Here is a 12,782-nt window from a genome sequence, read left to right as displayed (position 1 = left end):
GGAATAAGAAGACGTGTCGAACTGGCCCTTACTGTCTATCCTGATCTGGCTGCCGATTGTCGGCGGTGCCCTGATCCTCGCCCTGCGCAACGCACAGACTGCCCGTTGGGCGGCGCTGCTGGTCGCCGTGGTGACGTTGCTGCTCAGCCTGCCGTTGCTGAGTGGTTACGACACCGGCAACGATGCCCTGCAGTTTGTCGAGCAGCACGCCTGGATCCCGGCCTACGACATCGGTTACAACCTCGGCGTGGACGGCATCGCGATCGCGCTGATCGTGCTGACCACGCTGGTGACGGTGCTGGCCCTCGTAGGTGCCTGGACTTCGATCGAGAAGCGGGTCAACCAGTACGTCGCGGCGTTCCTGATCCTGGAAGGCGTGACCGTGGGCATCTTCGCGGCGACCGACGCGATGCTGTTCTACGTGTTCTTCGAGGCGATGCTGATCCCGATGTTCCTGATCATCGGCATCTGGGGCGGCCCGCGCCGCATCTACGCCGCGGTCAAGTTCTTCCTGTACACCTTCCTCGGCTCGGTGCTGATGCTGGTGGCGCTGATCTACCTGTACCTGAAGGGCGGCAGCTTCCAGCTGCACGACCTGTACGCGCTGCAGCTGACCGCCCGCGAGCAGACTTGGATATTCTTCGCGTTCCTGATCGCGTTCGCGGTCAAGGTGCCGATGTTCCCGGTCCACACCTGGCTGCCGGATGCGCACGTGGAAGCGCCGACCGCCGGTTCGGTGATCCTGGCGGCGATCGCGCTGAAGATCGGCGGCTACGGCTTCCTGCGCTTCAACCTGCCGATCGTCCCCGACGCCAGCCACGAGTGGGCCTGGCTGGTGATCACGCTGTCGCTGATCGCGGTGATCTACGTCGGCCTGGTCGCGCTGGTCCAGGACGACATGAAGAAGCTGGTTGCGTATTCCTCGATCGCGCACATGGGCTTCGTCACCCTCGGCACCTTCATCGCCTTCACCCTGGTGCGCGACTACGGCAGCGTCGATGCCGCTCGCCTGGGTCTGCAGGGCGCAATGGTGCAGATGATCTCGCACGGCTTCGTGTCCGGTGCGATGTTCTCCTGCATCGGCGTGCTGTACGACCGTATGCATACTCGCCGCATCGCCGATTACGGCGGCGTGGTCAACGTGATGCCGTGGTTCGCCACCTTCGCGATGCTGTTCTACATGGCCAACGCGGGCCTGCCCGGCACCAGCGGTTTCGTCGGCGAGTTCATGATCATCCTGGCGAGCTTCCAGAAGCATCCGCTGATCGCCTTCGGCGCGGCGACCACGCTGGTGATCACCGCCGCCTACACGCTGTGGCTGTACAAGCGCGTGTTCTTCGGCGAAGTGGCCAATGCGCACGTGGCCGAGCTGAAGGACATCAACGGTCGCGAGAAATTCGTGCTGAGCGTGTTCGCCGCCGGTGTGCTGGCGCTGGGCGTGTATCCGAAGCCGCTGACCGATCTGATGGAGCCGTCGATCGCCAAGCTCGCCACGCAGATTGCTGCGAGCAAGCTCTGAACGGCCGTTGCAAGACTTGATTCCAGGATTTGATGATGACCACGCCAACGCCTTTGCCGTTGACCACCGCTGATCTGGCCCCCCTGGCTCCCGAGCTGGTGCTCGTCGCTGGCGCCTTCGCGCTGCTGATGATCGACCTGTTCGTGAGCCAGCGGCACAAGGTCGTCACGCACGTGATTTCGGTGGCCATCCTGGCCCTCGTGTTCGCCATGTTGGCCACCGGTACGGGCGGGCAGGGCGAGATCTTCCACGGCATGTTCGTACGCGACACTGCCGCCGACGTGATGAAAACGGTGATCGTGCTGGTCAGCGGCCTGTCGCTGGTCTATGGCTGGAGCTATCTGCGCGAGCGCAACCTGTACCAGGGCGAGATCCCGGTGCTGGTGCTGTTTGCGACCTCCGGCATGATGATCCTGGTTTCCGCCGGCAGCCTGCTGATGGTCTACCTGGGGCTGGAGCTGCTGGCGCTGTGCTCGTACGCGCTGGTGGCCTCCAACCGCGACAACGGCCTGGCGACCGAGGCGGCGATGAAGTACATCGTGCTCGGCTCGCTGGCCTCGGGCCTGCTGCTGTACGGCATGTCGCTGATCTACGGCGCCACCGGCACGCTGAGCCTGCAGGGTATCCATGAAGCCATCGATGGTTCGGCCGAGCGGACGCTGCTGCTGACCGGCACGATCTTCATGATCGCCGGCGTGGCTTTCAAACTGGGCGCCGCGCCGTTCCATATGTGGTTGCCGGACGTCTACCAAGGTGCGCCTGCGCCGGTCGCGCTGTTCATCAGCTCGGCACCGAAGCTCGCCGCATTCGGCATGGCCTATCGTCTGCTGGAAGTCGGTGTGGGTCCGCTGTCGCCACAGTGGCATCTGCTGCTCGGTGGCCTGGCCGCGGCGTCGCTGGTGATCGGCAACCTGATGGCGATCGCGCAGACCAATCTCAAGCGCATGCTGGCGTATTCGACGGTCTCTCACATCGGCTTCCTGCTGATGGGCATGGCGGGCGGCGACGAACGCGGCTACACGGCGGCGATGTTCTATGCGGTCAGCTACGCGGTCATGTCCACCGCGGCGTTCGGCGCGATCATCGCGCTGTCGCGCAACGGCTTCGAAGCCGAGAACATCGATGACTTCAAGGGCCTGAACGCCCGTAATCCGTGGATGGCGGGCCTGGTGCTGTGCATCATGGCGTCGCTGGCCGGCATCCCGCCGTTCCTGGGCTTCTGGACCAAGCTGGCGGTGCTGGCCGCGGCGGTGCAGGGCAACATGCTGTGGCTGGCGATCCTCGGTGTGATCTGCGCGGTGATCGGTGCCTATTACTACCTGCGCGTGATCAAGGTCATGTACTTCGACGAGCCTGTCGGGCAGCCGTTGCCGGCTAATAACGACCGCGTGCTGGGGATCGTGCTGGGCGTCAATTCGCTGGCCCTGCTGGCCCTGGGCCTGTCCTGGAACTCGATCATGGTCTGGTGCAAGGCGGCGTTCGCGCATCTGGCCTGATCTGCGGGCGCTTGTGCGCTACGCGAGAACGCCCGCGATGCCGCGGGCGTTCTTTGTTTCAGGGTTATTTACATTTATTTGCGCTATCGCTATTCCGAATTCCAAACGCATCACGTATGATGTGCGTCTCGGTTGAGTGCCTCGGCATTCAACGGATTGAAAAACCCGGGGCTTGTAATTTTCTTCCGGGTTCTTCATAATTCCGCTTCTGCTGCGGGGTGGAGCAGTCTGGCAGCTCGTCGGGCTCATAACCCGAAGGTCGCAGGTTCAAATCCTGCCCCCGCTACCATGTTTCGTTTGTTGCTTATGCGGCGGGCGTTCTTGGAACCGCAAAGACGCTTGTTCCCGTCTTTGCGCCAACCCTTCGAGGTTGGATTTTTTCGCACAAGGGGCCCATTGGGCCCCTTGTTGTTTCCGGGGCTCGGTGTTTCATGGGCCCGCTAGACAGACTGGATCAGGTAGCTGTGAGCGACAAGGCAACCGAAATCGCGAATTTGCTGGCTCCCACGGTGCAAGCCCTGGGACTCGAACTGCTGGGCGCGGAATATCTTCCCGCGCCTGGGAGCGCGACTCTGCGGCTGTATATCGATGTGCCGTTGGACGAGCAGCCCGAGCGCGTCGTGAACATCGACGATTGCGAGCGCGTGAGTCGTGAAGTGTCGGCGCAGCTGGACGTGGAAGATCCGATCAGCGGCAATTACACGCTGGAAGTGTCCTCGCCCGGCGTCGATCGTCCGTTGTTCACGCTTGAGCAGTTCGTCCGTCACGTGGGTGAGTCGGCGAAAGTCGGCCTGAAACTGCCGCAGGACAATCGCCGGCGTCTGCAGGGTGCAATCGTGAGCGCCGACGTGGCGACGGGCCAGATCGTCTTCAACGTGGATGGCAACGAAGTAGCGGTCGCGTTCGACAATATTGACAAGGCGCGGATCCTCCCCGATTGGGTCGCTCTGGGGTTGGCTCCGCAGAAACCGAACAAGCCGGGCCCGAAGAAGCCGGGTCAGGCGAAGAAGAAACCATCCAACCAGTCGGCGGCCGGCAAGCCGCGCGCGGAGTGATCAGATGAGCAAAGAGCTTTTGCTGGTAGTGGACGCGGTCGCCAACGAGAAAGGCGTGCCGCGCGAAGTGATCTTCGAAGCGATCGAGGCCGCGTTGGCTTCGGCGGCCAAGAAGCGCTATCACGACCAGGACGTGCTGGCCCGCGTTTCCATCGACCAGAAGGACGGCAACTACGAGACCTTCCGTCGTTGGGAAGTGGTGGCCGACGACGTGGTGATGGAATCGCCCGATCGCCAGATCCGTCTGATGGACGCGATCGATGAAGCCGATGGCGTCGAAGTCGGTGATTACATCGAAGAGCAGATCGAGAATCCGGATTTCGGCCGCATCGCCGCGCAGGCTGCCAAGCAGGTGATCGTGCAGCGCGTGCGCGAGGCCGAGCGCCAGCAGGTCGTCGATGCCTGGAAGGATCGGGTTGGCGAGCTGGTGACCGGCGTGGTCAAGCGCGTCGAGCGCGGCAACATCTACGTCGACCTGGGTGGCAACGCCGAGGCGTTCATCCCGAAGGACAAGGGCATTCCGCGCGACGTAGTGCGCGCCGGTGACCGCGTGCGTGGCTACCTGGCCGAGGTGCGCTCGGAACCGCGCGGCCCGCAGTTGTTCATCAGCCGCGCTGCACCGGAATTCATGATTGAGCTGTTCAAGCTCGAAGTGCCGGAAGTCGGCCAGGGTCTGGTCGAGATCAAGGCCTGTGCCCGCGACCCGGGCGATCGCGCCAAGATCGCGGTGATCGCGCACGACACCCGTACCGATCCGATCGGTGCCTGCATCGGCATGCGCGGTTCGCGCGTGCAGGCGGTCTCCAACGAGCTCAATGGCGAGCGCGTGGACATCGTGCTGTGGAACGAGAACCCGGCCAACTTCGTCATCAATGCGATGGCGCCGGCGGAAGTGCAGTCGATCATCGTCGATGAAGAAAAGCATTCGATGGATCTGGCGGTCGCCGAAGAGCGCCTGGCCCAGGCGATCGGCAAGGGCGGCCAGAACGTGCGTCTGGCCAGCCGCCTGACCGGCTGGCAGCTCAATGTGATGACGGCCGACCAGGTCGCGGCCAAGTCCGAGGCCGAGCAGGCTTCGGCGCGGCAGCTGTTCATGGACAAGCTGGAGGTCGACGAGGAAATCGCCGGCATTCTGGTGGCCGAGGGCTTCAACACGGTCGAGGAAATCGCCTACGTTCCGGTCGGCGAGCTGCTGGCGGTGGAGGGCTTCGACGAGGACATCGTCGAGGAACTGCGCGCCCGTGCCCGCGACGCACTGCTGAACGCGGCGCTGGCCGAGGAAGAAGGGCTGGACGATCAGCAGCCGGCCGAAGATCTGCTGGCGGTGGAAGGCATGGACGAGGCGACCGCCTTCGCCCTGGCCAGCCATGGCGTGCGCACCAGCGAGGACCTGTCCGACCTGGCCGCCGACGAGATCGTCGAGTTTGGTATCGAGGGCTTGACCGCCGAACGTGCCGCCGCGCTGATCCTGGCTGCCCGTGCCGAGGAGATCGCCCGCCTGGAGCGCGGCGAATGAGCCGGCGATGAACCGCGCCCTGACCCCCTCAGGGCTTAGAATCTGCGCTTCCCTTGCGCTGGGCGAGGGGGCGCCCACCAGAGCATAGGATTCGAATGTCGCAGCAAACCACCATCCGCAAGCTTGCCGAACTGGTCAACACGCCGGTCGAGAAGCTGCTGGAGCAGCTGGCCGAGGCCGGCATGAAGTTCAGCGGCCCCGATCAGGTCGTGACCAGTACCGAAAAGATGAAGCTGCTGGGCTTCCTGCGTCGCACGCACGGCAAGACCGAGGCTCCGGCCGAGGCTGCCGGCGAGGCGGACAAGAAGATCACGCTGAATCGCCGCAAGCTGCAGGAGGTGACGGTCAGTGCCGGCCGCAGCAAGACCACGGTGAACGTGGAAGTGCGCCAGAAGCGCACCTACGTCAAGGCGAACGAAGGCGAGGCCGCAGCAAGGACACCGGGCGCCCCGGTGGACGACGAGCGTGCCGAGATCCTGCGCAAGCTCGAAGAATCGCGTCAGCGCAATCTGGCCGAGCAGCAGCGCCTGGCCGAAAGTGATCGCAAGCGCGCCGAGGAAGTCGATCGCAAGCGCAAGGAAGAACAGGCCGAGCGCGAGCGTGAGGACGCCAAGTTGCGTGCCGCCGTGGCTCCGCCGGAAGAGATCGCTCCGGTGGTCGAGATCAGCGATGTCGGTGGTGCTCCCGATCAGGACGCATCGGCACCGCGCGCCGCCCGTCCGGCACCTGCATCGCGTCCGCCGGCATCGGCTGCGCGTCCTGCGCCCGCCGGAGCCCGTCCCGCACCTGCTGGGGCGCGTCCTGCGCCTACCGGTGCGCGTCCCGCGCCGCGTGCTGACGACCGCAATGCGCCCAAGCACAAGGCTCGCGGCTCGCACGTGATGGTGGCCGGCGTCGAGGATGACGATGCCACCAAGCGCTTCGCCGGCCAGTTGCACCTGTCGGCGGCCGATCGTGCCCGCCGTACCAGTTCCAACAACCGTGGCCGTCCGGGCAAGCCTTCGCATGGTTCACGTCGTGGCAACGAGCCGGCACGCGGCGGTGGCGGCAGCCACGGCTTCGAGCGTCCGACCGCACCTGTGGTGCGCGAGATCGCCATCGGCGACACCATCACCGTGGCCGATCTGGCGCAGAAGTTGGCGCTGAAGGGCGGCGACGTGGTGAAGACGTTGTTCAAGATGGGCGTGATGGCGACCATCACCCAGAGCATCGACCACGACACCGCGGTGCTGGTGACCGAAGAGCTGGGCCACAAGGCCTCGCGCGCCAACAGTGCCGACTTCGAGGATGCGCTGCTGGCGCATGCCGAGGAAGCGCAGGGTGAAGTGGCATCGCGTCCGCCGGTGGTCACCATCATGGGTCACGTCGATCACGGCAAGACCTCGCTGCTGGATTACATCCGTCGCACCAAGATCGCCTCGGGCGAGGCGGGCGGCATCACCCAGCACATCGGTGCGTATCACGTCGAGACCGCCAAGGGCGTGATCAGCTTCCTGGATACCCCGGGCCACGCCGCGTTCACTTCGATGCGTGCCCGCGGCGCCAAGATCACCGACATCGTGGTGCTGGTGGTAGCGGCCGACGATGGCGTGATGCCGCAGACCAAGGAAGCGGTGCAGCATGCCAAGGCGGCCGGCGTGCCGCTGATCGTGGCAGTGAACAAGATCGACAAGTCCGACGCCGATCCGCTGCGCGTGAAGAACGAGCTGCTGGCCGAGAACGTGGTGGCCGAAGATTTCGGCGGCGAGACCCAGTTCATCGAGGTGTCGGCCAAGACCGGCCTGGGCATCGACGATCTGCTCGACGCGATTTCGCTGCAGGCCGAAGTGCTGGAGCTGAAGGCGGTCGTCGATGGTCGCGCCAGCGGCACGGTGATCGAATCCTCGCTCGACAAGGGCCGTGGCCCGGTCGCGACGGTGCTGGTGCAGCAGGGCAGCCTGAAGAAGGGCGACTACCTGGTGTGCGGCATCCAGTACGGCCGTGTGCGTGCGCTGTTCGACGAGACTGGTACGCAGCCGGCTGCCGCGGGTCCGTCGATCCCGGTGCAGGTGCTGGGCCTGTCCGGCGTGCCGGATGCCGGCGACGACTTCGTGGTCGTCGACGACGAGCGTCTGGCCAAGGACGTTGCGCAGCAGCGCGAAGCCAAGCGTCGCGAGTCGCGCCTGGTGGCCTCGGCGGGCAACCGCATGGAGGACATCCTGGCGCAGATGGGCAAGGGCGAGGGTCAGCAGGTCCTCAACCTGGTCATCAAGGCCGACGTGCAGGGTTCGGTCGAGGCGCTCAAGCAGGCACTGGTGGCGCTGTCCAACGACGACATCCGCATCAACGTGATCCACTCCGGCGTTGGCGGCATCACCGAGTCGGACGCCAACTCGGCGGCCGCGGCCAAGGCCACGGTGATCGGCTTCAACGTGCGTGCCGACGCCTCGGCGCGCAAGATCATCGAATCCAACGGCGTGGACCTGCGCTACTTCTCGATCATCTATGACGTGATCGACCAGGTGAAGCAGGTGGCATCGGGTCTGCTGGGCGTGGAGATCCGCGAAGAGATCATCGGTATCGCCGAGGTTCGCGACGTGTTCCGCAGCTCCAAGTTCGGTGCGGTCGCCGGCTGTATGGTGGTCGAGGGCGTGGTCAAGCGGAACAAGCCGATCCGCGTGCTGCGCGACAGCGTGGTGGTGTTCGAGGGCGAGCTGGAATCGCTGCGCCGCTTCAAGGAGAACGTCGAGGAGGTTCGCAACGGTACCGAGTGCGGTATCGGTGTGAAGGCCTACAACGACGTCAAGGCCGGCGACCAGATCGAGTGCTTCGAGCGCATCGAAGTGGCGCGGACGCTGTAAATAAAGCAGGGGCCGGAGGCCGGGGGCCAGGGGTCGGGGAAAGGCGCAGACGTTTGGTCTGTCGCTTTTCCCTGGTCTCTGGCCCCTGGTCCCTGGCCCCTGAATCAACGAGGTTCCGGACATGCCTACCAAATCCTTCTACCGTACCGACCGGGTCTCGGCGCAGATGCGTCGGGATCTGGGCACGATCGTGCATGCTGCCGTGCGTGAGCATGGGCTGCCTTCGGTCAGCGTTTCCGATGTCGAGGTGAGCCGGGACCTGGCGCATGCCAAGGTGTTCGTCACCGCGCTGCAGCCGGAGCGTTCGGTCGAGGCGATCAAGGGGCTGAAGGCGCTGGCCGGCGAGCTGCGTACGCAGCTGGCGCGTGCGATGAAGCTGCGCCACGTGCCCGAGCTGCACTTCCAGTACGACGATTCGGTCGATCGCGGCGAACGCATCGACAACCTGTTGCGCGATCTGCCGACGACCGACGGCGAATAAGGTCGTCTCGGGCGCATCGCCGGGCTGTTGTGGGAGGGACTTCAGTCCCGACAGCCGGCCAGGCAGGCCCGTCGGGACTGAAGTCCCTCCCACAACGGCAGGCCTGGCCCTGCACTGCACTCCGATCCTGAATGACCTCGAAGAAGATTTCCTTCCGCCGCCTGGACGGCATTCTGCTGCTCGACAAGCCGGGTGGCATGAGCTCGAACGGGGCGCTGCAGGCCGCACGCCGATTGCTGCGCGCGGAGAAAGGCGGCCATACCGGCAGCCTGGACCCGCTGGCGACCGGCCTGTTGCCGCTGTGCCTGGGCGAGGCGACCAAGATCGCCGGGTTGCTGCTGGGTTCGGCCAAGGCCTACGAGGCCGAGGTGGTGCTCGGCGTCACTACCGATACCGACGATGCCGACGGCGCAGTGCTGCGCGAGCGAGCGGTGCCGGCGTTGGATGAGGCGGCGATCCGCGTGGCGTTGCAGCCGCTGACCGGGCGCATCTTCCAGCGTGCACCGATCTATTCGGCACTCAAGCAGGGCGGAGAGCCGCTGTATGCGCGGGCACGGCGTGGCGAGGCCATCGAGGCGCCGGTGCGCGAGGTCGAGGTGCAGGCGATCGAGATCCTGGAGCTGGCCGGCGAGCGTCTGCGTTTGCGGGTGACCTGCGGTTCGGGGACCTACATCCGTAGTCTGGCCCGCGATCTGGGTGAAGCGCTGGGGTGCGGTGCGCACATCGCCGCGTTGCGGCGGCTGTGGGTCGAGCCGTTCCACGCGCCGCGGATGGTCACGCTGGAGGCCCTGGAGGCGGCAGGAGAGGCGGCGGCCGAGACCTGGCTGCTACCGCTGGCGGACGGGCTGGCCGGCTTCCCGCGACTGGAACTGGATGCCGAACAGGTGCGTCGCTTCCGCATGGGCCAGCGCCTGCGCGACACGGCATTCCCGAATGGGCAGGTGGCGGTGTTCGGTCCGGATGGGCAGCCCAGCGGGCTTGGGATGGTGGACGGTTCAGGTTTGTTGTCGCCGCAGCGGCTGTTCAACCTCTGAACCCGGGGCTGTCCGGAAGCGGCCAGGACCGGCCGCCTTGTCCCCGGAGGCCGCCAACGTTACAATTTCGCGCGCCTTTACGGCGCTATCCTGCGCCGAGAGCGCATATCCCTTAGCAAACGGCGAGTCGGGCGGTGCGCAACGTGCGTTCCTGCCGGCCACGCATCTATCGAGAAAATATCATGTCGATCGACACCCAGAAGGTCATTGAAGACAACAAGCGCAGCGCCCAGGACACCGGTTCGCCGGAAGTGCAGGTCGCTCTGCTGACCGCCCGCATCGAGCTGCTGAGCGAGCACTTCAAGGCCCACAAGAAGGATCACCACAGCCGTCGTGGTCTGCTGCAGATGGTCAACCGTCGCCGCAGCCTGCTGGACTACCTGAAGAAGAAGGACGGCGAGCGTTACAAGGCCCTGATCGAGAAACTCGGCCTGCGCCGCTAATCAGCCCTATCCGCCGCGGCGCAGCGATGCGCCGCGGCTTCGTTTTGGTCGTCCGTAAAAGTTTCGCGGGCCGGAGCCTCCCGGCCACCCGTTCTCGGCAAGGGTCGACGACGGTCCATCAGCAGAAAGCATCATTCCCAAGGAAATCCCCGTGGCAAAAATCACCAAAACCTTCCAGTACGGTAAACACACCGTCACCCTGGAGACGGGCGAGATCGCTCGCCAGGCCGGTGGCGCCGTCATCGTCAAGATGGACGACACCGTGCTGCTGGTCACCGCCGTCGCCGCCAAGAGCGCGCGCGAAGGCCAGGACTTCTTCCCGCTGACGGTTGACTACCAGGAAAAGTTCTACGCCGGCGGCCGCATCCCGGGCGGCTTCTTCAAGCGTGAAGGCCGTGCGACCGAGAAGGAAACGTTGATCTCGCGCCTGATTGATCGTCCGATCCGTCCGCTGTTCCCGGAAGACTACAAGAACGAAGTCCAGATCATCGCCACGGTGATGTCGCTGAACCCGGACATCGACGGCGACATCGCCGCCCTGATCGGTGCTTCGGCCGCCCTGTCGCTGGCCGGCACCCCGTTCAAGGGCCCGATCGGCGCCGCCAAGGTCGGCTACAAGAACGGCGAATACATCCTCAACCCGACCGTGTCGGAGCTGAAGGAATCGCAGCTCGAGCTGGTCGTTGCCGGTACCGCGGGCGCGGTGCTGATGGTGGAGTCGGAAGCGGCGCTGCTGTCGGAAGACGTGATGCTGGGCGCGGTCACCTTCGGTCATCGCGAGATGCAGAAGGTCATCAACGCGATCAACGAGCTGACCGTCGAAGCCGGCACCAAGCCGAGCGACTGGGTTGCTCCGGCCAAGAACGAGGCCCTGATCTCCGCACTGAAGGAAGCTGTCGGCACGCAGCTGGCAAGCGCCTTCCAGGTGCGCGACAAGCTGCAGCGTCGTGACGCGATCTCGGCGATCAAGAAGGACGTGGTCGAGCAGTTGGCTGGCCGCGTTGCCGCCGAAGGCTGGAGCTCGGCCGAGCTGTCGAAGGAATTCGGCGAGCTGGAATACAGCACCATGCGCAACTCGGTGCTCGACACCAAGGTCCGCATCGACGGCCGTGCGCTGGACACCGTCCGCCCGATCGCCGTGAAGACCGGCGTGCTGCCGCGTACCCACGGTTCCTCGCTGTTCACCCGTGGCGAGACCCAGGCGATCGTGACCATCACGCTGGGCACTGCCCGCGATGGCCAGGTGATCGATGCGGTCAGCGGCGAGTACAAGGAAAACTTCCTGTTCCATTACAACTTCCCCCCCTACTCGGTGGGTGAGTGCGGCCGCATGATGGGCCCGAAGCGTCGCGAGATCGGCCACGGCCGTCTGGCCAAGCGCGGCGTGCTGGCAGTGATGCCGTCGCTGGAAGCCTTCCCGTACACCATCCGCGTGGTCTCGGAAATCACCGAATCCAACGGCTCTTCGTCGATGGCTTCGGTGTGTGGTTCCTCGCTCGCCCTGATGGACGCCGGCGTGCCGGTGAAGGCGCCGGTCGCAGGTATCGCGATGGGCCTGGTGAAGGAAGATGACCGCTTCGTCGTGTTGTCGGACATCCTGGGTGACGAAGATCACCTGGGCGACATGGACTTCAAGGTCGCCGGTACGTCCGAGGGCATTTCCGCCCTGCAGATGGACATCAAGATCGAAGGCATCACCGAAGAGATCATGAAGCAGGCTCTGCAGCAGGCCAAGGCTGGCCGTCTGCACATCCTGGGCGAAATGGCTCACGGCCTGACCGCCCCGCGTTCGGAGCTGTCGGACTACGCGCCGCGCCTGCTGACGATCAAGATCCACCCGGACAAGATCCGCGAAGTGATCGGCAAGGGTGGCTCGACCATCCAGGCGATCACCAAGGAAACCGGCACCCAGATCGACATCCAGGACGACGGCACCATCGTCATCGCCTCGGTCAATGCGATCGCCGCGCAGGCTGCCAAGGCCCGCATCGAGCAGATCACCTCGGACGTCGAGCCGGGCCGGATCTACGAAGGCAAGGTCGCCAAGATCATGGACTTCGGCGCGTTCGTCACGATCCTGCCGGGCAAGGACGGCCTGGTGCACGTCTCGCAGATTTCCAGCGAGCGCGTGGAGAAGGTCGGCGACAAGCTGAAGGAAGGCGACGTGGTCAAGGTCAAGGTGCTTGAAGTCGACAAGCAGGGCCGCATCCGCCTGTCGATCAAGGCTGTCGAGGAAGAAGCCGCGGGCGCCGCCGCCAGCGAGTAATCGCTGCTGCTTTTGCTTCGATGAGAAAGCGGGCTTCGGCCCGCTTTTTCTTTGTCCCGGACAAGTGGTTTTTGTAGGAGCGGCTTCAGCCGCGATGAGGCGTTACCGTTATCGGTAACGCCTCATCGCGGC

9 protein-coding genes and 1 tRNA gene are annotated in these 12,782 nt (G+C 64.8%); all 10 read left to right on the top strand.

From position 1 onward, the window contains the following. The first annotated feature begins 13 nt into the window (after positions 1–13). The 10 genes from AC3WJE_RS16540 (at position 14) to pnp (ending at position 12,650) form a co-directional block, all read left to right on the top strand. Positions 14–1,519, top strand: coding sequence for an NADH-quinone oxidoreductase subunit M (locus AC3WJE_RS16540; protein ID WP_493731914.1), 1,506 nt, complete (start codon positions 14–16; stop codon positions 1,517–1,519). A gap of 35 nt (positions 1,520–1,554) precedes the next feature. Further along, on the top strand, positions 1,555–3,015 hold the full coding sequence (gene nuoN, locus AC3WJE_RS16535) for an NADH-quinone oxidoreductase subunit NuoN (protein ID WP_493731913.1): 1,461 nt from the start codon (positions 1,555–1,557) through the stop codon (positions 3,013–3,015). A gap of 212 nt (positions 3,016–3,227) precedes the next feature. Beyond that, positions 3,228–3,304, top strand: a tRNA-Met gene (locus tag AC3WJE_RS16530). 175 nt (positions 3,305–3,479) lie between these two features. Then, positions 3,480–4,070, top strand: coding sequence for a ribosome maturation factor RimP (rimP, locus tag AC3WJE_RS16525; RefSeq protein ID WP_493731912.1), 591 nt, complete (start codon positions 3,480–3,482; stop codon positions 4,068–4,070). Positions 4,071–4,074: 4 nt separating this feature from the next. Beyond that, positions 4,075–5,586, top strand: a complete 1,512-nt coding sequence (gene nusA, locus AC3WJE_RS16520) for a transcription termination factor NusA (RefSeq protein ID WP_493731911.1) — start codon at positions 4,075–4,077, stop codon at positions 5,584–5,586. A gap of 95 nt (positions 5,587–5,681) precedes the next feature. Next, positions 5,682–8,426 carry a translation initiation factor IF-2 gene (gene infB, locus AC3WJE_RS16515; protein ID WP_493731910.1) on the top strand — a complete coding sequence of 915 codons (2,745 nt, stop codon included), beginning with the start codon at positions 5,682–5,684 and terminating at the stop codon, positions 8,424–8,426. A 121-nt stretch (positions 8,427–8,547) separates the two neighbouring features. After that, positions 8,548–8,907 (top strand): 30S ribosome-binding factor RbfA, encoded by a 360-nt coding sequence (gene rbfA, locus AC3WJE_RS16510; protein ID WP_493731909.1) that lies wholly within the window; start codon positions 8,548–8,550, stop codon positions 8,905–8,907. A gap of 131 nt (positions 8,908–9,038) precedes the next feature. Beyond that, on the top strand, positions 9,039–9,941 hold the full coding sequence (gene truB / locus AC3WJE_RS16505) for a tRNA pseudouridine(55) synthase TruB (RefSeq protein WP_493731908.1): 903 nt from the start codon (positions 9,039–9,041) through the stop codon (positions 9,939–9,941). Positions 9,942–10,123: 182 nt separating this feature from the next. Beyond that, a complete protein-coding gene (rpsO, locus tag AC3WJE_RS16500) occupies positions 10,124–10,384 on the top strand; it encodes a 30S ribosomal protein S15 (protein WP_493731907.1) in 261 nt (86 codons plus the stop codon). 151 nt (positions 10,385–10,535) lie between these two features. Continuing rightward, a complete protein-coding gene (pnp, locus tag AC3WJE_RS16495; RefSeq protein WP_493731906.1) occupies positions 10,536–12,650 on the top strand; it encodes a polyribonucleotide nucleotidyltransferase in 2,115 nt (704 codons plus the stop codon). Positions 12,651–12,782 lie beyond the last annotated feature (132 nt).

Source organism: Pseudomonas sp. GW821-FHT07E12 (assembly GCF_058986605.1).
Note: the sequence above shows the minus strand (reverse complement) of the source record. Positions and strands in the feature narration are given on the sequence as shown.